Source organism: Cyclonatronum sp., assembly GCF_022565315.1.
In the GTDB taxonomy this organism is placed as follows: domain Bacteria; phylum Bacteroidota; class Rhodothermia; order Balneolales; family Cyclonatronaceae; genus Cyclonatronum.
In genome coordinates this window covers 26,684-45,672 of sequence record NZ_JAIUMX010000018.1, presented here as the reverse complement: position 1 = coordinate 45,672, position 18,989 = coordinate 26,684, and the positions used below count along the sequence as shown (strand labels likewise).

14 protein-coding genes are annotated in these 18,989 nt (G+C 52.3%); 1 reads left to right on the top strand and 13 read right to left on the bottom strand.

The genetic code is table 11. The features are described 5' to 3' along the window. From dhaM to leuS, 8 genes are all read right to left on the bottom strand, one after another. On the bottom strand, positions 1-2,029 hold a 2,029-nt coding region (gene dhaM, locus LAT75_RS05195), incomplete at its 3' end, for a dihydroxyacetone kinase phosphoryl donor subunit DhaM (RefSeq protein ID WP_291481569.1). A gap of 159 nt (positions 2,030-2,188) precedes the next feature. After that, positions 2,189-2,815 (bottom strand): dihydroxyacetone kinase subunit DhaL, encoded by a 627-nt coding sequence (dhaL, locus tag LAT75_RS05190; protein ID WP_291481568.1) that lies wholly within the window; start codon positions 2,813-2,815, stop codon positions 2,189-2,191. A gap of 258 nt (positions 2,816-3,073) precedes the next feature. After that, entirely contained in the window at positions 3,074-4,147 is a 1,074-nt protein-coding gene (gene dhaK, locus LAT75_RS05185) for a dihydroxyacetone kinase subunit DhaK (protein WP_291481567.1), read from the bottom strand. Between the two features lie 181 nt (positions 4,148-4,328). Then, positions 4,329-5,063, bottom strand: coding sequence for a hypothetical protein (locus tag LAT75_RS05180; protein ID WP_291481566.1), 735 nt, complete (start codon positions 5,061-5,063; stop codon positions 4,329-4,331). 132 nt (positions 5,064-5,195) lie between these two features. Next, the gene (locus LAT75_RS05175) at positions 5,196-5,963 is read right to left on the bottom strand and encodes an MIP/aquaporin family protein (RefSeq protein WP_291481565.1); all 768 of its coding nucleotides are present in this window, start codon (positions 5,961-5,963) and stop codon (positions 5,196-5,198) included. 187 nt (positions 5,964-6,150) lie between these two features. Next, positions 6,151-7,713, bottom strand: a complete 1,563-nt coding sequence (locus LAT75_RS05170; protein WP_291481564.1) for a glycerol-3-phosphate dehydrogenase/oxidase — start codon at positions 7,711-7,713, stop codon at positions 6,151-6,153. 95 nt (positions 7,714-7,808) lie between these two features. Further along, positions 7,809-9,305, bottom strand: coding sequence for a glycerol kinase GlpK (gene glpK / locus LAT75_RS05165; protein ID WP_291481563.1), 1,497 nt, complete (start codon positions 9,303-9,305; stop codon positions 7,809-7,811). Between the two features lie 799 nt (positions 9,306-10,104). Further along, positions 10,105-12,816, bottom strand: a complete 2,712-nt coding sequence (leuS, locus tag LAT75_RS05160; RefSeq protein WP_291481562.1) for a leucine--tRNA ligase — start codon at positions 12,814-12,816, stop codon at positions 10,105-10,107. Positions 12,817-13,115: 299 nt separating this feature from the next. On the opposite strand from leuS, the gene LAT75_RS05155 reads away from it, so the two are divergent. After that, on the top strand, positions 13,116-14,567 hold the full coding sequence (locus LAT75_RS05155) for a M20 family peptidase (protein WP_291481561.1): 1,452 nt from the start codon (positions 13,116-13,118) through the stop codon (positions 14,565-14,567). A 72-nt stretch (positions 14,568-14,639) separates the two neighbouring features. Here LAT75_RS05155 and argS read toward each other — a convergent pair whose 3' ends face one another. The 5 genes from argS to LAT75_RS05130 form a co-directional block, all read right to left on the bottom strand. Continuing rightward, positions 14,640-16,274, bottom strand: a complete 1,635-nt coding sequence (gene argS, locus LAT75_RS05150; RefSeq protein ID WP_291481560.1) for an arginine--tRNA ligase — start codon at positions 16,272-16,274, stop codon at positions 14,640-14,642. 251 nt (positions 16,275-16,525) lie between these two features. After that, complete coding sequence (radC, locus tag LAT75_RS05145) at positions 16,526-17,257, bottom strand: DNA repair protein RadC (protein WP_291481559.1); 732 nt, start codon at positions 17,255-17,257, stop codon at positions 16,526-16,528. A 116-nt stretch (positions 17,258-17,373) separates the two neighbouring features. Further along, on the bottom strand, positions 17,374-17,829 hold the full coding sequence (locus LAT75_RS05140; RefSeq protein ID WP_291481558.1) for an iron-sulfur cluster assembly scaffold protein: 456 nt from the start codon (positions 17,827-17,829) through the stop codon (positions 17,374-17,376). Between the two features lie 10 nt (positions 17,830-17,839). Then, complete coding sequence (locus LAT75_RS05135; protein ID WP_291481557.1) at positions 17,840-18,565, bottom strand: signal peptidase II; 726 nt, start codon at positions 18,563-18,565, stop codon at positions 17,840-17,842. Positions 18,566-18,580: 15 nt separating this feature from the next. After that, positions 18,581-18,973 (bottom strand): TraR/DksA C4-type zinc finger protein, encoded by a 393-nt coding sequence (locus LAT75_RS05130; protein WP_291481556.1) that lies wholly within the window; start codon positions 18,971-18,973, stop codon positions 18,581-18,583. Positions 18,974-18,989 lie beyond the last annotated feature (16 nt).

Sequence of the window (18,989 nt, the reverse complement as noted above, 5' to 3'; positions counted from 1 at the left end):
CTTCTTCGAGCAGGGCGAGGGCAGATTCGACTTCGCCGGTGCAGGCAATCATGGGGAACATGATTTCGATGCGGCCGAATGCTGAAGCCCGAAGCAGGGCGCGCAGCTGCGATTTGAACAGTCCGCGCTCATCGAGGCAGTAGCGGATACCGCGGCGGCCCAGAAACGGATTTTCTTCTCCCTCGATATTGAGGTATGGAATGGGCTTATCCCCGCCAACATCGAGGGTCCGGATGGTAAGCGGGCGTTTGCTGCCGAGCGCCATGGCCGCAATTTTATAGGCTTCAAACTGCTCTGTTTCGTTGGGCACTCTGGTGCGCTCCATAAACAAAAATTCGGTTCTGAACAGCCCCACACCTTCTGCCCCAAGATCCAGCACCTGATTGATTTCGTGCTCGTTGCCCACGTTGGCCAGTACGCGCAGCCGGGTACCGCAGCCGGTCTGACCTTTGTCTTTTCGGGTGAGGTGGGCTTTTTGCTTTACTTCCAGCCAGCGCTCCCGCTCGGTTGCAATGCGCGCCAGGATTGCCTGATTTGGATTGATGTACAGCTCGCCGATTTCGGCATTTACGGCAACCATGCCGCCGTCGGGCAGTTTCTTGAGGGCTTTGCCCATATTAAAAATGGTGGGGATGCCCATCGATCGGGCAATAATGGCACTGTGTGAAACATCGCTGCCGCTCTCGCAGCAAATTGCCAGTATTTTATCGGCATCAAGGGAAGCCGCATCGGAAGGGCTGATATCATTCATGCACAAAATGCAGGGCTCGCTCAGCACAGCGCCGGTGTAGTTGTTACCGGTAATATGCTCAAGTACGCGCGTACCCACGTCAATCAGATCAATAATACGCGTTGAGATAATGCTGTCGCCGGTAATGCTTTCGTACATCCTGATCACATCACCCAGCCCGCTGCGCCAGGCGTAAGCGGCTGTTTTCCCCTGAGAAATCCGCTCTTTCACGCTGCTAAGCAGTTCAGGATCGCGCAGCAGCAGCACCTGCGCGTCGAAAATGGCTGCCTCTTCCTCGCCGATTTCTGCAGCGCTTTTTAGTTTGATCGCTTCAATCTGATGCTGGGAAGCATCGAGGGCGGCTTCGAGTTTTTCGAGTTCGGCCTCGCTGTTTTCGGCATCTGCTTCCTCGATATCGGGCAGGTTCACCATCCGCTGAACAACCGGCCCTACCGCATAACCCGGCGAAATCGGGATTCCTTTCATGATGCCGTTTTCAGGAAGTTCGGCGGCTTTGCCGGCTTCCGGTTTTGGCCGGCGGCGCGGTGCAGGAGCGGTAGATTCCCCGAAGTGCTTGTCAAACATCTCCGAAACGTGATGAATAAGGTCATCGCAGCCTTCGGCGGGGAAAACGAGCTCCACCACATCATGCTGCTGCGCATTCAGCGAGAGCAGGCTGTTCATGCTTCGCGCCGAAACAAAGTGGTTCCCTTTAGTCACATTCCGTATAAACACATCTTCTTTCACGCCGCTCACGGCAGAGACAAGCCTTGCAGCCGGGCGGGCATGCAGGCCCATGGTGTTTTTCAGGGTGAACTCTTTCTTCACGGTCTGCTCTTCATCAGGCTTCGCTTCCGTTGTGCTTCCGCCGCCGTAAATGGCGGCATAATCGATTCCAAGCTGTGCGGCCTTCCCCCGAATTGAAAATCTCGCTTCTCTGATAATTTCATCTATGGAAGCACCACCCGAAGCGAGTGCGGTTGCGGCAACAATTCCTTCCACAAAGGGTGCTTCACACAGCACAACCTTGCTCCTGCGTTTCTCATCGAGAAAATCGAGGGCCAGCTCTGTGCTGATAATGGCACTGCCCATATCCATAAAAACAAGGACACCATCATCGGAGTAAACCTCTTCAATGGCGGCAAGAATTTTCATGGCGTCGGTACCGATGGGGTTTTCTTCATCATCAACACCACCGGCTGCGGCGGCTTTCAGATCCGCACTTCCCATTTCGAGCGCAAGTTCGAGAACGCTTTCTGCCAGCTTTGCGCTGTGGGATACGACTACTATTCCAATCATAAAATGTTAAAAATCAGGGGTTTGTAATTTCATTTACTACAACTGACAAGCGTATAAAAACCCTTTACCCGATGCTGCAATGCGCATGGGTTTGTTACTCTCATGCCGCGCGTCTTTTACGCGATGAGCAGCAGAGGCGTTGCTCTTAATTCACACTCCTTAGCGGCTTGCGTTAAAAAGGGCTTCGATAATCAGCCTTGACGAGGTCGCTCCGGGATCCTGATGTCCTCTGCTCCGCTCTCCCAAGTAGCTCGCGCGGCCTTTTTTGGCCACAAGCGGAATAGTGTCTTTCACACCCTGTTCGGCAACTTCAACGGCTTTAGCCAGAGCTTCGGCAAGCGGTGTACCGGCATTTATATCCTGTTCTACAGATTCGGTAACCGGGATGAGCACATCTACCATCGTTTTATCGCCGGCCTGCGCTTTGCCGCGCATCACAACCCCGTCGAGGCCGGCACGCAGCATGATTGCAACATCATTATCGGTAAGCTCTTCTTTTCCGGCAAGCTTATTTCCGGCCTGTAAGAAGAAGGTGCCATAAAGCGGCCCGGATGCGCCGCCAACCGTAGAGATAAGCGTCATTGCAGTTGCTTTAAAAATAGCCCCAATGTCTTTGTCTTTAATGGCATCGAGCTGTGCGTAAACTTTTTTAAACCCACGGTTCATATTGTTACCGTGGTCGGCATCACCAATTGCTGTATCGAGCTGGGTGAGCCAGGTTTTATTTTCTTCGAGAACTTCATGGCATAGGGTGAGCCACGTGATTACCTGTTCTTTTGTAAGCATAAGCAGAGGGATATGATTTAATTTCAAAAGAAAAATGGATGCTTAACCATGCACCTGCAAGCACTATATAGCGTTTGGTGAATGCTGTGGTTTACGGTACAGGATTCAGAAAACACAAGCAACCCTCCGGTATTGGCCGGAGGGTTGATACGGCTGATGCGAAGTTTGCTGTTTTCAGGTTACTTTCATTCCGCACAAAAAACAACCCTAAACAGCTGAACTTCCCGGACTGATTTCAAACAGGTTTCCCGCAAAAACCTACATGCCCCACTTCAGGCCCGGTGTGTAAACCGGTGCATCCCAGAGTTTCACCATTTTGTCATCAACCTTCATCAGGGTGATGGAGCAGCCCTGCATTTCGAGTGAGGTGATGTACGGACCGATGAGATTGCGAACAATCTTAATACCGAATTTATCGGTTACCTGAGCCATTTTGCGGTACACGCCATACAGCTCCGATACGGGGGTTCCGCCCATACTGTTAACGAATGCAATCACATTGTCGCCTTTTTTGAAGGGCTGATCTACGTATTCGACTTCAACCCATTCGCCTTTATCGTGATCCCACTCTTTGAGTTTGCGGCTGTAAGCGCCGTCTTCGAGAATACCGACGGTCATCATTTCGGTGATTTCATCAACACTTTTAATTTTCTCGCGCTGAATGCCTGGCTCGCCGTGAATCCCGATACCGATTTCCATTTCATCATCGCCGATTTCGAAGCTTGGAGAGCCGTTGGCCGGGGTGATACAGCTCGTGAGGGCCATCCCCATGCTGCGGGCATTCTGATTGAGGGTGCGGCAAAGTTCAGAAACGGCTTTGAGGTCGTATCCCTCTTCCGAAGCAGCACCACATATTTTTTCAATCAGCACGGTAGCACCTACACCACGGCGGCCTGCGGTGTAGAGGCTGTCTTTTACGGCAACATCATCATCGATAACAATATTCTGTACCTGAATGCCCTCGGCAATGGCAAGTTCTGCAGCCATTTCGAAGTTCATCACATCACCGGTGTAGTTTTTCACGATGTTCAGAACGCCTGCACCGCCATTGGCAGCTTTGGCTGCTTCGTGCATCTGATCGGGCGTTGGCGAGGTAAAGACCTCACCCGGGCAGGCTGCATGAAGCATCCCGTGCCCCACAAATCCGCCGTGCATTGGCTCGTGACCGCTTCCGCCCCCGGAGATCAGGGCTACTTTCCCTTTAACGGGACCGCCTGCACGGGTAATGTAGTAGGGTTCGAAATTGACTTTAATGAGATCAGCGTGTGCGGCCTGCATACCTTCAAGCTGCTCTTTAATGACATTATCGGGGTGATTAATCAGTTTTTTCATAGTTACCTGTTTATGTAGATTATGATTAATAAGCTGCTGGAAAAAATAGGGTTAATTGCTAAAAGCGCTTCCAAAGCCGTGTAAAAAAACGGATGTAATTTTGTTGCATTACATCCGGCTATCAAAAAAAGCACCTGCCCCGGAAACGGGGCAGATGCTTTGGTAATGCAAGCAGCTCAGATTAGAAGCTGATTGAGAAAGCTGTAAAGGCGCGCTCGGTTTTCGGGTTGATAGCAACAAGTACACTCATAGGAACCGAAATATTGTCAGAAATCCTCAGATGACGTGTAGCGCTCAGCCCAAGCTGATTGAATACGAAGTCTCCGCCGTAATCGAGGTCAACGAATCCGCCTTCATCAGAGTACTGACCCGAGAGGAAAGCACGCAGACCGGTATCGCCCATGCTAAAGCTAACGCCTGCTTCCAGGTATAGTGTAGGCTCGAAACCATCGGCGCCCCAGAAGGCATATCCGAGAAGGAAATCAGGAGCTACATCCCCTTTGGCAGCTGCGCGAACAGAAGCCTGGAAAACGTGTGTTGTGGTATCTTCATCGAAATCGAACAGATCGGCATTTGCGTTGAAGTGGTTTTCGATTTGCGGGGTAAGGGTGAAGTTACCGGCATCGAAAGTGTAGTTCATCCAGAACTTAACTTCTTTGTAGTCAGATCCGTCGGGTGTAAGTGAAAGCGGATGAGATCCCCAAAGGGTGAAGTTGAAGTTTCCGTAATTCAGGGCGATGCTTGGCTGCACCTGTGGAGAGGAACCAAGATCAAGACCACGGTAAATAAAACGGCTTGTGATGGTAGCGCCCGGTTCAATAGAAAGTTCCTGTGCCTGCGTAGTTTGAGGCGTCATCGCAAAGGTTGTAATCAGGATCAACGCGGCAGCTGCCAGGCTAATAACGGATTTTTTCATAATACTTTACTCTTAATGTTTTTTTTGAAATAAGCCCCATGCCGGCACTGTGCCGGCATGGGTGAGGGAATAATGATATGGTTCAGTAACTGCTTTTATAACAGTATGTAAGCCTGAAATAGCTGCGCCGGCTTACGAGAGCGCTCCAAACAGAAGGGCTGCAATAACAGCACCTACAATAGGACCAACAACCGGAATCCAGGAGTATCCCCAGTCGGAGTCGCCTTTGTTTGGAATAGGAAGGACAGCATGCGCAATCCGCGGACCGAGGTCACGAGCAGGATTGATCGCATAACCGGTTGGTCCGCCGAGCGACAAACCAATTGCAAGTACCAAAAGACCTACGGGCAGTGCAGATAATGAGCCAAGGCCAAAACCAACTTCCTGACCGTTAATCACAATCGCGGTAAGCATTTCACCGTCAGCACTCATAAAGCCCGGGCCTACCAGATAGAACACACCGAATACAAGCATAATGGTACCGATAACCTCAGTAATCAGGTTAGAGCCTGTATTACGGATAGCCGGGCCTGTTGAATGGACAGCCAGTTTGGCTGGTCCGTCTTCAGTAGCGGCAAAGTGATCTTTATAAGCCAGCCAGACTAAAACGGCACCTGTGAAAGCACCAAGCAACTGAGCAGCAATGTATGGCCCAACCATGCCCCAATCGAACAAACCTGCAACTGCAAGGCCTACCGTAACGGCAGGGTTAATGTGGGCACCACTGAACTGACCAACAACGAAGACGGCAGTAAAAACTGCCATACCCCAGCCGAATGTTATTACAATCCAGCCTGAGTTGTTGCCCTTAGTTTGATTTAATACAACGTTGGCCACTACACCATTACCCAGAAGGATAAGAATAGCTGTACCAATAAATTCACCGAGAAAAGGACCCATGGTATGAATCTCCTTTAGTTATTTTTTGATTTAGTTAAAAGATGCAGATTTGGTGCGGTTGAGCTCATTCCGTTAGCGAATTCACCCCCATGAATTCAGACAGTAAATGGAAGGCTTTCCCCGCACACAAATATGCATTGGTTAGGTTTTGTCACATCTGTTCAGAAAAAGACAGATGAGACCTGCTTCAGGACAGGGTATACCCCTCTGCAAGTTTGGTATAGGCATCCACCTGCGCCTTCTGCCAGGCCTCATCATATCCGAGTTCTGCGGCCAAAAGCCTCGCCACTTCAGGTGCCGTTTCAATACTTGCCTTGGCATTAAGCAAGATTGCCCGGGTTCTGCGTGACAACACATCCTCTACGGTCATTGCCATTTCATGGCGGGCTGCCCAAACAACCTCCGCTTTGATGTATGGCAAATCATCATGTAGCTTTTGCTCGAGTTGTGCATTTTCTGCGTACAGTTTGCGAACACCCGGCGCATCAGACCCATATAGGTGCAGCGGATCAGTTGTATCCTGGTGTTTAACCCAGCCGTGTATGCGCATATTTTCTGTAACGCAGTCTCTGCTTTCGAGACCGGCAACCAAAGCTGCCTGATTGATCGTATCCTGCCCCATTTTCCTGTAGGTTGTCCATTTTCCGCCGGTGATAGTCACCAGGCCGGATTCAGAAACCAACAAGGTATGGTCGCGGGATATTGCAGAAGTGCCTTTGTCATCCTGTGGTTTCACAAGCGGGCGCAGCCCGGCAAATACACTTCGTACATCCTTCATTTCCGGATCTTTATTCAGGTAACGGGCAGCGTGCGTCATTACGAACTCGATTTCTTCATCGAAAGCACGCGGCTCATAATCGATTGAATCAACGGCCGTATCAGTAGTTCCTACAACAACTTTGTCGTGCCAGGGTACTGCAAAGAGTACGCGGCCGTCGTCTGTTTGAGGAACCATGATGGCTGAGTCGCCCGGTAAAAACTCTTTATCTAAAATGATGTGAATCCCCTGACTTGGCTGTACCATGGGTTTGGCATCGGGATTATCCATTTTCACAACGGAATCCGTAAATACGCCGGTAGCATTAATTACTACGTGGGCATTCAGCTCGTAATCATCATTATTAATGGTATCCGTAACTTTCACACCGCTTGTAAATCCGTCTTTGGATTTCAGCAAGCCGGTTACATTCATGTAGTTCATTACAGTAGCGCCCTGTTCAACTGCTGTTTGCGCCAGGTTTACGGCAAGGCGTGAGTCATCGAACTGACCGTCGTAATAAATTACTCCACCACGCAGGCCTTCCGCTTCAATGGTTGGAATGCGTTTAATGGTTTCTTCGCGTGATAATATTTTGGATGGGCCCAACCCTAATTTACCTGCCAGCATATCATAAACCTTCATGCCGACACCGTAAAACGGGCCACCCCACCAATCGTAATTGGGTACAATAAAAGCCTGATTTCTGCATAAATGGGGGGCATTTTGAATCATGAGACCACGTTCCCGCAGCGCCTCAAGAACCAGGCTTACGTTACCCTGCTGCAGATACCTTACCCCGCCGTGTACCAATTTGGTAGAGCGGCTGGAGGTACCCTTCGAATAATCATATTTTTCAAGAAGCAGGGTTTTGTATCCTCTTGAAGCCGATTCAACCGCAGCACCAAGCCCTGTAGCGCCACCACCAATAATGATGACGTCCCAGAAGCCTGAGTAGTCGCGGATTTCTTTTAACATGTCTTGTCTTTTCATAATTGTATCTGGTCTTGCAGAGGTTCATAAAACCCTCCCCTTGTTTCAAGGAGAGGGTTTTTTTTGAATTATTCAGCCGGTTTAATTCCGCTTAATTAGCGGGATTCCGCCCAAACACGGGCAGCTTTGATGGCGCGTTTCCAGCCTTTGGTGAACTCGTCAACTTTTTCCTGTTCCATTGCAGGCTCGAAGCGTTTATCGACCTGCCATTGCTGGCTGATGCTATCCATATCAGGCCAGTAACCTACAGCAAGGCCTGCAAGGTATGCAGCACCAAGTGCTGTCGTTTCGGTTACCTTTGGTCTTACAACGGGCACCTGAAGGATGTCAGACTGAAACTGCATCATAAGGTCATTAACCGTTGCGCCGCCATCTACGCGCAGCTCGCGTATATCGATGCCTGAATCAGCATTCATGGCTGTTAGTACATCAAGGGTTTGATAGCAAATGGAATCCAGAGCTGCACGGGCTACGTGTGCTGCACTTGTTCCGCGGGTCATGCCAACCATGGTTCCGCGGGCATACTGATCCCAGTACGGAGCACCCAGACCTGCAAATGCCGGTACCAGATAAGCACCGCCACTGTCTTCTACAGATGCTGCAAGTTTTTCAACTTCACTTGATTTCTGAATGATTCCAAGCTCATCGCGCAGCCACTGTACAACCGCACCGGCGATAAAGATTGAACCTTCAAGCGCATAATTTGTTTTGCCGTTTACTTTCCAGGCTACCGTTGCCAGCAGGTTATTTTTGGAAGGAACGGGCTTCTCGCCAACATTCATAAGCATGAAGCAGCCTGTGCCGTAGGTATTTTTAACCATACCTTCTTTGTTACACATTTGGCCAAAGAGGGCCGCCTGCTGATCACCTGCGATACCTGCAATAGGTACTTTGGAAGCAAAAATAGTTGTTTTCGTGTGGCCGTAAACTTCAGAAGATTGTTTTACTTCAGGAAGCATGCTTTTCGGCACTGTCATGATATCCAGCATTTCCTCATCCCACTCCATGGAGTTGATGTTGAAAAGCAGGGTTCTGGAAGCGTTTGTTACGTCAGTTACGTGTACTTCACCGCGGGTAAGATTCCAGATAAGCCAGGTATCGATAGTACCAAAAGCAAGTTTTCCGGCTTCCGCCTTTTCACGGGCACCTTCTACATTGTCAAGAATCCATTTTACTTTTGTTCCGGAAAAGTAAGCATCAAGTACAAGGCCTGTTTTTTCCTGAATTTTGGCCGCAAGACCTTTGCCTTTCAGCTCATCACAAAATTCAGCTGTTCTTCTGTCCTGCCATACAATTGCATTGTAAACCGGAACACCTGTTTCCCGATCCCAAACTACAGTTGTTTCACGCTGATTGGTAATACCGATAGCAGCAAGGTTCTGACCGTTGAAGCCCTTGGCTGTAACCGCTTCAGCAGCAACACCGGCTTGCGTTGACCAAATTTCCTGAGCATCGTGCTCTACCCATCCCGGCTTGGGATATATCTGACGAAATTCTTTTTGGGCTACTGATACTATCGAGCCGGCTTTGTTAAATAAAATTGCTCTTGAGCTTGTAGTTCCCTGATCCAGAGCGAGAATGTATTGTTCCATAATGATTGTTCCGCTTGTATTGGTTGTGATTGAGTTACAGCCTCCCGCATGGGGCAGGCCTTAATGCTGTAAGCGCTTTTCAGTTACACACTGGCTATGCGCTAAATTGTGCTGTCCTAAATAAATGAAGTTTCAATATAAAATGAAAGTAGTTTCAGTTTTTTTTGAAAATAAATTATTTGCGCAGTTATACTCCATTCCTTATACTCTAAGTCTTTGCAATTTATGGGTATCTAAGTCTTTTGCCGCAACTTCCCGACTTTCAGAAACCTCTTTCAACTCAGTTTTTTACAGCTCTTTTTTTTCGTTTAGCCCACTACCTAACAATTATATTGGGGTGCAAATACCCCCCTTTTTATCGCACTAAATTCAATAAAATAAAAGCGCTTCCCAAAAACCTTTTTCTCTAATCTCAATAGTAACATTAAGTTATTCTCGCGTTTCTGTTTTGTTTCTTTCCCACCGCATTGCAAACAATTGAATGGCAACACTTTGGGTACCTGCGGTCATTGAGTTGCGCTTTTGCAGTGCCTTTTTCTGTCTCCCGGATACCGGAAAATGACTGATTAATAAAATTTAATATTTGCCGGAAGCGCCGTTCCGCTGCGTTTCCGAATGCCTGAAAAGCGCTTCGTTTCCATTTTCGTGCTTCCCGGGGCTTCAAAAAATGACCCTAATTTAGATTTCCCTGAATTTCTTTAACCGAATTTTTTCCTCCCCGACGGCATGCTTACCCAATTAATACCCCAAGCAGGCAGCCCCTTTATCCGGGACTGCCTGCTGCTTACTATCCGGTCTTCTATGCAGGCTTAACCACAATGTTCACAATACGCATGGGTACGAAAACTTCCTTCACGATCTGCGCCTCTTTGAGGTATTTGGCTACGCCAGGCTCTTCTTTAGCAAGTGCAAGCACTTTTTCCTTGTCGCCGGCATCTGAAAGCGGCAGGGTTATTTCACCCCTTACCTTGCCGTTTACCTGTACGGCATAGGTTTTCACATCGCTTATGAGCTTGGCCGGGTCGTATTCGGGCCAGGGCTGCTCTGCTACGGAGGCTTCAAAGCCGAGGCGCTCCCACAGCTCTTCCGCGAGGTGCGGCGCGTACGGGCTCAGCAGCAGCAGGAATTCACGCATCAGCCCGAGCGGACGCTGCTCCCACTGCATGGCTTCGTTCACGAATATCATGAGGGCAGAAATACCGGTATTAAACCGAAATCCTTCAATGTCGTCCGTTACTTTTTTTATGGCTTCGTGCAGGGCTTTTTCCTGCGCCCGGTCAGCCGCCACATCCTGAACCAGCGGATGCAGACCGCCGTCTCCTTCTTCATCAATCATCAGTCGCCACACCCGCTTCAGGAAGCGGTACACGCCTTCCACCCCGCTCATGCTCCAGGGCTTGGGCTGCTCGAGCGGACCCATGAACATCTCGTACAGCCGCAGGGCATCGGCGCCGTACTGCTTCACGACCTCATCGGGGTTAATCACGTTGCCGCGCGACTTCGACATCTTGAACGAACGCGCTTCAACCGGTACCGCCTGCTTCAGGTCAGCATCGCTGAAATAGCCGCTCATCTCTTCTTTTTTCCCGTTGGGGTGCATCACCGTTACCGGCTCGGCCGCCCTTGAGGGGTCAAGCTCGTAGCCTTCCGCGTCATTTTTGGTAACCTGATCCTGCCGCAGGCGGATGCGGGTAAGCTCGCCGCTGTAGGTTTTCAGATCGTCCTGCGTGAGGAAGCGGCCGTCTTCCGCGCGGTACACGGTGTATTCCACCTCACCCAGAATCATGCCCTGATTCACCAGCTTATAAAACGGCTCCTTGGTTGAAACCACGCCCAGATCGTAGAGTACCTTGTGCCAGAAACGCGCATATAAAAGGTGAAGCACCGCATGCTCTGCGCCGCCCACGTAGAGGTCAACGGGCATCCAGTACTGCTCTTTTTCTTTGGAGACGGGGCCTTGGGTGTAGTCCGGATCAATAAACCGCAGGTAGTACCAGCACGAACCGGCCCACTGCGGCATGGTGTTCGTTTCGCGGCGGGCAGGTTTGCCGGTTTCGGGATCGGTCGTTTCGACCCAGTCGGTGATTCCGGCCAGGGGCGACTCCGGTGTGCCGCTCGGCTCGTAACGCTCCACATCGGGCAGAGTGAGGGGCAGGTCGGCTTCGCTCAGCGGCTTCGGCTGCCCGTCCACATGAATGATCGGGAAGGGCTCGCCCCAGTAGCGCTGCCGCGAGAACAGCCAGTCGCGCAGTTTGTAGGTTACGGCGCCTTCACCCAGCCCTTTTTCTTCGAGCCAGCCAATGATGCGCTGCTTGGCCTCATCTACGGCCAGCCCGTTCAGGCTTACCTCACCATTGTCGGAGTTTACGCAGGCGCTGCCTTCGGTCTGCGTGTGTGCGGCTTTGCGCACATCGCCGCCGGCAACCACTTCGCGGATTTCCAGCCCGTATTTTTCAGCAAATTCCCAGTCGCGCTCGTCATGGCCCGGCACCGCCATAATGGCACCGGTTCCGTAGGTAATCAGCACGTAATCGGCCACCCAAACGGGCACTGACTCGCCCGTTGCCGGATTTACGGCATAAGCGCCGGTAAACACACCGGTCTTGTTTTTGTTGAGCTCGCCCCGGTCGAGATCCGATTTTCGGGCGGCCTGCTCCACATAAGCGTCCATTTCGGCGCGCTTTGCATCGGTCGTAATTTTTGCTACCAGCTCATGCTCGGGGGCCAGCACCATGTAAGTCGCACCGAAAAGGGTGTCGGGACGGGTCGTAAATACGCGGATTTCCTCTCCCTCATGCCCGGCTACTTTAAAGGTGATGTTCGCCCCGACCGATTTCCCGATCCAGTTGCGCTGCATCAGCTTGATGGATTCTGACCAGTCCAGCTCTTCCAGATCTTCCAGCAGACGCTCGGCATACTCGGTAATTTTGAGCATCCACTGCCGCATCGGCCTGCGGATGACCGGAAAGCCGCCGACCTCGCTCTTGCCGTCGATCACTTCTTCATTGGCCAGCACCGTACCCAGCTCAGGGCACCAGTTAACCGGCACATCCGCCTGATAGGCCAGTCCTTTTTTATAGAGCTGCAGGAAAATCCACTGTGTCCAGCGGTAATAATCGGGGGATGTGGTGTTGATTTCACGGTCCCAGTCGTAGGCAAAACCCAGTGATTTAAGCTGCGTTTTGAAGCGCTCAATATTCTTTTCTGTTGTGATGCGCGGATGCGTGCCGGTTTTAATGGCGTACTGCTCGGCAGGCAGGCCGAAAGCATCCCAGCCCATCGGGTGCAGCACATTGAACCCTTTCATGCGCTTGTAGCGGGCCACAATATCGGTAGCCGTGTACCCCTCCGGGTGACCTACATGCAGACCCGAGCCGCTCGGGTACGGGAACATATCCAGCACGTAGTACTTCGGCTTGCTGCGGTCGCTGTCGTCGGTTTTAAAGGTTTTGTGTTCGTCCCAGTAGCGCTGCCATTTCGGCTCAATCTGCGAAGGTTTGTAATCGTTCATAGCGGATATCAGGCCGGCACGACCTGCATTAATGGATAACTTGATGTTAAAATTGGCTTTTCAGTTTTTTCGGGATGATGGCATCCGGCGCTGAAGCTGCTGTCTGAGCCGGATTTTATGTAAACTCAGAAATATAAGGATTCAGCCCACGCACTGCCGAACTTATGTTTAGATTTGAAGTTCTGTTTTTTTGAACGATGTGGTTATTTTCCGCCTTGCCATTCTGCAAATGTCATTCACCACGTACATCCGGTAATTTTGCCGGCACTCATCTTTTCCCATCCTGATAAACCGCCTGCATGCTGATTTCTTTCTTAGGCCTGCTACTGTTAGTTGTAGCATTCACCGTTTTCCGTACGTTTCGGCTCACCGTAAAAACCCCGGAACCCGAAAGTTGTGAGCAGCTGCCCGTTAATCTTGATGAAGCAGTGCAGCGCCTGAGCAGGGCTATTCAGTTCAAAACCATCTCCCGGCAGGATGCAAGCCTCATCGATGGCGAAGAATTCGAGAAAATGCACCGTTTTCTCGACGAGGCTTTCCCGCTTGTGTACGAGAAGCTGGAGCAGGAAACCGTGAACCGGTACAGCCTGCTCTACCGCTGGGAGGGCAAAAACCCGGACCTCAAGCCCATCATGCTCACCTGCCATCTCGACGTTGTACCGGTTGAGCCGGGTACAGAAGAGGACTGGGACCACCCCCCGTTTCAGGGCGCGGTTACCGACGAGCACATCTACGGCCGCGGCACCATGGATGTGCAGTCCGGCGTGATGGCCATCCTCGAGGCCACTGAGGCCCTGCTGCGTGAGGGCTTCGAGCCGCAGCGCACGGTTTACCTCGGCTTCGGCCACGATGAGGAAATCGACGGCGAATTCGGGGCAAGCGAAATCGGCCGGCTGCTCAAATCGCGTGGTATCGAGATGGAGTTTCTGCTGGATGAAGGCCTCCCGGTCGTTGAAGAGCTCATCGAAGGGGTTAAGAGCCCCGTAGCGCTTGTGGCTGTGGCCGAAAAGGGCTACCTGAGCCTGGAGCTGAGCGTCGCCTCAGAGGGCGGGCACTCCTCCGTGCCGCAGGGCACGACCTCCATCGCGCGCCTGGGCGAGGCCCTGCACCGGCTCGAAAACAACCCGCTGCCGGCCAAATTCGACGGGCTCGTGAAATCAACTTTTGAGGCCATCGGCACCGGCATGCCAATCCCTTTCCGGTTTATTTTCGCAAATCTTTGGCTGTTCAAAACCCCGCTGCGCCGCTTCCTCGCCACCATTCCCGCAACCGATGCGGCCATGCGCACCACCACTGCGACCACCATTTTTGAATCCGGCATGAAGGAAAACCTCATCCCGACCATCGCCCGTGCGGTGGTAAATTTCCGCATCCATCCCAACGACTCTGTGGAAAGCGTGATCGCGCACGTCAAAAAAGTGATCAATGACGACAGCGTGAAGGTTGAGAAACTCTTCGGCTATATCGAGCCTTCGCCGGTATCCTCCATCACCAACGAGCCTTACCGGCAGCTTGCGCGCTCCATCCGGCAGATTTTCCCCGAGGTTGCCGTAGCGCCCTCTCTCATGGTTGGCGCTACCGATGCCCGGCACTACACCGAAATAAGCCCCAACATCTACCGCTTCTTCCCGCTCCGGGCCGAACAAAGCGACCTCGACCGCGTGCACGGCACCAACGAACGGCTTTCCATCGAAAACTACGGGGAAATGATTCAGTTCTATGCGCGGGTGCTCATCAACAACACGGAGTAAAACAAAACGGGCCGGACCCGCCTTTGAAGCGAATCCGGCCCGGATTTTTTTGGGAAGAGGAAGCTCCCCGGCCTACATGCGCTCGGGTGCCTGAATACCGAGTATGGTGAGGCCGTTGTTCAGCACCGTTACTACGGCGCGCAGCAGCGCAACGCGGGCAACGGCAAGCTCAGGGGCTTCGCCCATAATCCGGCAGTCGTGGTAGAACCGGTGGAAACTCGCGGCCACCTCATTCAGGTAATTGATGAGGCGGTGCGGCTCCCGGTGATGCGCAGCCTGTGCCACCATATCAGGGAACTGCAGCAGGTCTTTAATGAGGGTTGTTTCGGCGGGATGGGTGAGCAGCCCTAAGTCCGCTTCCGCGCTGAGGTCGTATTCCTCGGTTGCTTTGCTGAGGATGCTGTGGATGCGGGCATGTGCGTATTGCAGGTAAAACACGGGGTTTTTCTCGCCCTGCTGCGTTGCTTCGGCTATGTCGAACTCGAGGTGCGTGCCCGGCGTGCGCATCAGGAAGAAGAAGCGGGTAACGTCGCTGCCTACCATATCCATGAGCTCATCGAGGGTCACGAAATTGGCTTTGCGGGTGCTCATCTTGAACGGAATACCTTCCTTCACGATGGTTACAAACTGATACACCTGCACGTCGATGCGCTTGCTGTCGTAGCCGAGGGCCTCAACCGCAGAAACCACGTCGGGATAGGTCGCGATATGATCGGCCCCGAAAATGTCGATGCAGGTATCGTAGCCGCGGTCGAGCTTGTTGATGTGGTAGGCAATATCGGGCAGGCGGTAAGTCGGCTCACCGGTGCTTTTTACCAGCACGGTGTCTTTTTCCTTGCCGAATTTGGTGGTGCGGAACCAGACCGCGCCGTCAGCATCGTAGGCGAGGTCAAGCTCGCGCAGCCGGCTCACAACCCGGTCGATGGAGCCGTCTTCATAGAGGGTGTGCTCGTTGAAGAAGCTGTCCATGCGGATGTTCATGCGCTCCAGCGTTTTCCGGATATCCGCGAAAATGGCGTGCTCAGCCGCGTTTTTAAAAACGGGGTCGTTGGGGGGACAGCCCAGCAGGGATTCTTCGTGCGCGTCGATCAGGGTTTTGGCGATATCGGTGATGTACCCGCCCTGATAACCGTCTTCGGGCAGTTCCGCTTTTTGCCCGAGCTCCTGCAGGTAGCGGGCCCGAACGCTTTCACCGAGTACGCGCATCTGCCGGCCGGCATTATTAAAGTAGTATTCGCGATCAACGGCAGCGCCGGTCCACTCGAGCAGGCGCGCGATAGTATCGCCGAGGACGGCGTTCCGGCCATGACCCACGGTGAGCGGGCCGGTCGGGTTGGCGCTTACGAACTCGATCTGCATTTTTTTGCCGGCATTTTCGTTGGTTTTGCCGTAGCCCGCGCCGGTTTCGAGGATTTCGGAAAGCTGACCGTACAGCCATTTTTCGGAAAACCGGAAGTTGATAAAACCAGGGCCGGCAATTTCTACGGCGCTGAGGTAGCCGTCATCGAGCGGCAGGGCTGCCTTGAGGGCTTCGGCGATTTTGCGCGGCGGCATGCCCAGCTTTTTGGTGAGGGTCATGGCCAGGTTTGTGGCCGCGTCGCCGTGATCCGCGCTGCGCGGCTTTTCGATGATGATGTCGGCCTCAACCGGCTGATCGGTAATTTTCGCGAGGGCTTCAGTGAGGATGCGTACCAGGTATGCTTTCATGCGTAAACAGGAAGAAGATGTCAGATGCCGCACCCGTACGGGCAGGCGGTATATGAATAGTGAGTAGCCGGCTCAGAAACAGGCGCAGGCATCGAAACGCATCACCCGAAAAAAAACAATCGAAAATACAGTTTGCCTGCTGCTGCTATGGCCGGCGCTTAGGTAAAAAATGATGGCACCCTGCAACAAAAAACCCGGCTTTTCACCGGGTTTCTGTGGCTTTCGGGCACTTTGTAAATATACAAAGTTCTTCACTCAATAATGCTGAGCTTTTTGAAGCTCGTCCATTCGTAGCCCGCTATAACCACGTGATCGGCCACATCCATGCCTACCATTCGTGCGCCTGACTGAATGCGTTTGGTGAGCTTGGTGTCGGCCTGCGAGGGCCGGGGATTGCCGCTCGGGTGGTTGTGAACCAGCATAATGTTGTGCGCCCGGTTAATGATAGCCTTCCTAAGCACTTCGTTGGGATCAACGATAGTTGCATTCGCCCCGCCAACGCTGATGCGGTCGTACCCGGTGAGCTGCTTAGCCGAGTTGAGATAGCCCACGATAAATATTTCTTTCTGCTGATCGCGCAGCATCGGGCCAAAATAAGAATATACCTGCTCGGGGTAGTAAAAGAAGATTTTCTCCGCCTCGCTGTCCTGACTGAGGCGGCGGGCCAGTTCAAAAACGGCCACAAGTGTGATGGCCTTCACCTTGCCGATACCGCGTATGCCGCTGATTTCCTCCCAGTCGTGTCGGGCAAGTTTGTGGATACCGCCGCTGCGCTCCAGCAGGGTTCGGGAAACTTCCATCACGTTCATGCCCTGTGTGCCCGAGCGCAGCAAAATGGCCAGCAGCTCGGAATCGGTGAGCACATCAGGGCCGTATTTCATGAGTTTTTCACGGGGCTGCTCTTCGGGCAGCATGTTGCGGACGCCGCTTTTTTTGACGATTTCCGCAGTGTATTCAGCTTGTTTGAGGTTAATTTCAGCCATTATTCCGGTAGGTTTATCTTTGAAGTTATTTTGGATCAAAGAGTACCGAAAGGCAAAAACCTTACAGCTGAAACTGAAAGGCGGGCTTCTTTTTTGCGCGTCTTTCTGAATTCGGCCTATTGCAGGGATGGCAGCTGTTTCATGAGGGCATCCCAGGCCATCATCACGCATTTGCGGCGGGCGGGATAGTCGCGGATTTGGGCGAGGGCGAGCCAGGGTTTTGCGGCTGCAAGCTGCTCGTCGGCAGCGGGGTCCGGCCCCGGACCGTCGGGACTGGTGATGCGGCTGATTTCCTCATACAGTGCCCGAAGCTGTTCAGGCGCCTTTCCCCGGGCAAAAACAGCCAGAAATGCGGCTGAGGCCTGCGACATCAGGCAGCCAGCGACATCGTAGCTGATGCCGGCAATGCGGTCTCCATCCATCGTTACAAAAAAAATAACCCGGTCGCCGCAGACCGGGTTTTGGCCCTGAATATGGAAATCAAACTGATCGGGCTTGCTGCCGGGGCTGAGACGGTTTTCAGTATTCCGGGAAGCCTCAATCAGTTTTTGGGTATAAAGTGAGGTAGACATGGGCTTAAGCTCAGGCCGGTTTTGTGGGCTTGGCTTCATCGCCTGAAAGCGGTGTCAAATCCGTTTCGGATGCCGCCTGAGTGGTAGTCTCGGGCTTTTCGCTGTCGGGCGATGCGGTTTCTGTTTCGGGAGTATCCGTCGTAATCGCCTCCGTTTGCTGCACCGGCACTTCCGACGGAGCAGCCTCTTTTGGCGGATCGGCCGGCAGCAGCCATTTCGAGAACACCAGCAAAATGATGATGGCCGTTGAAATGGCTACATCGGCTACATTAAAGATGTAGGGAAAAGACGGGCTTCCCCCAACCCAGGGTACCCACGCGGGCCAGATCCAGGTGAAATGGATAAAATCTACCACAGCGCCTTCAAGCACGCTGCCGTAGCCCTTAATCACGGCCATGTAAAGGCGATCGGCAATGTTACCGAGTGCGCCTCCGATTACCAGGCCCATGCAGATCACGAAGCCCTTCGGCGCCTGATCCATCACGCTGATGGTGTACCACACAATGCCGATGGTGGCCAGAATCGCAATAATGCTGATCACGAAGGTCGGGGCGAATGAAATGCCCATAGCCATGCCGGGATTGGTCGTGTAGTTAAACGCCAGCCATCCGTCGATGAGGGTGAGCCGGTGTAATTCCGGACTTGTGCGCACAACGGTTTTGGACCACTGATCGAGGATGACCACAATCACGGCCATCGCCGAAAACCAGGCGAGTTTTTCAGACTTGGGATTCACGCTAAAGCGGCGACCTTATTTTTGTTTGAGCTTTGCTTCGATGCTGATTTGCGTATGCGGAACAGCCTCAAGGCGGCCTTTGGAAATTTTCTTTCCGGTTACACGGCAAACCCCGTAAGTTTTGTTTTTGATACGTACCAGGGCATCATCGAGGTAGCGGATGAATTTCTTGGTGCGGTTGAACAGCATGTAGGTTTTCTCCCGCTCCTGTGCATCGGTGCCGGCATCAGCCATGTGGTATGAATAAGCGGACTCATCCGAAGCATTTTCGGTGCTTTCACGAATAGCAGACTGAAGCATCTCAAGATCCTGCTCAGCTTCGGTTCTTTTCTTTATAATGATTTCCTTAAAATATTCCAGCTCCTCATCGGTGTACGGGGAGACTCGGGGGTCGGTGTCCTTACTCATTGTCGTTACCTCTTAA

What these genes read in the sequence shown, in the direction of transcription:
- dhaL (WP_291481568.1), bottom strand. Translation starts at nt 2,815, where the DNA reads ATGCTTACAAAAGAACAGGTAATCACGTGGCTCACCCTATGCCATGAA.
- dhaK (WP_291481567.1), bottom strand. Translation starts at nt 4,147, where the DNA reads ATGAAAAAACTGATTAATCACCCCGATAATGTCATTAAAGAGCAGCTT.
- LAT75_RS05180 (WP_291481566.1), bottom strand. Translation starts at nt 5,063, where the DNA reads ATGAAAAAATCCGTTATTAGCCTGGCAGCTGCCGCGTTGATCCTGATT.
- LAT75_RS05175 (WP_291481565.1), bottom strand. Translation starts at nt 5,963, where the DNA reads ATGGGTCCTTTTCTCGGTGAATTTATTGGTACAGCTATTCTTATCCTT.
- LAT75_RS05170 (WP_291481564.1), bottom strand. Translation starts at nt 7,713, where the DNA reads ATGAAAAGACAAGACATGTTAAAAGAAATCCGCGACTACTCAGGCTTC.
- glpK (WP_291481563.1), bottom strand. Translation starts at nt 9,305, where the DNA reads ATGGAACAATACATTCTCGCTCTGGATCAGGGAACTACAAGCTCAAGA.
- leuS (WP_291481562.1), bottom strand. Translation starts at nt 12,816, where the DNA reads ATGAACGATTACAAACCTTCGCAGATTGAGCCGAAATGGCAGCGCTAC.
- LAT75_RS05155 (WP_291481561.1), top strand. Translation starts at nt 13,116, where the DNA reads ATGCTGATTTCTTTCTTAGGCCTGCTACTGTTAGTTGTAGCATTCACC.
- argS (WP_291481560.1), bottom strand. Translation starts at nt 16,274, where the DNA reads ATGAAAGCATACCTGGTACGCATCCTCACTGAAGCCCTCGCGAAAATT.
- radC (WP_291481559.1), bottom strand. Translation starts at nt 17,257, where the DNA reads ATGGCTGAAATTAACCTCAAACAAGCTGAATACACTGCGGAAATCGTC.
- LAT75_RS05140 (WP_291481558.1), bottom strand. Translation starts at nt 17,829, where the DNA reads ATGTCTACCTCACTTTATACCCAAAAACTGATTGAGGCTTCCCGGAAT.
- LAT75_RS05130 (WP_291481556.1), bottom strand. Translation starts at nt 18,973, where the DNA reads ATGAGTAAGGACACCGACCCCCGAGTCTCCCCGTACACCGATGAGGAG.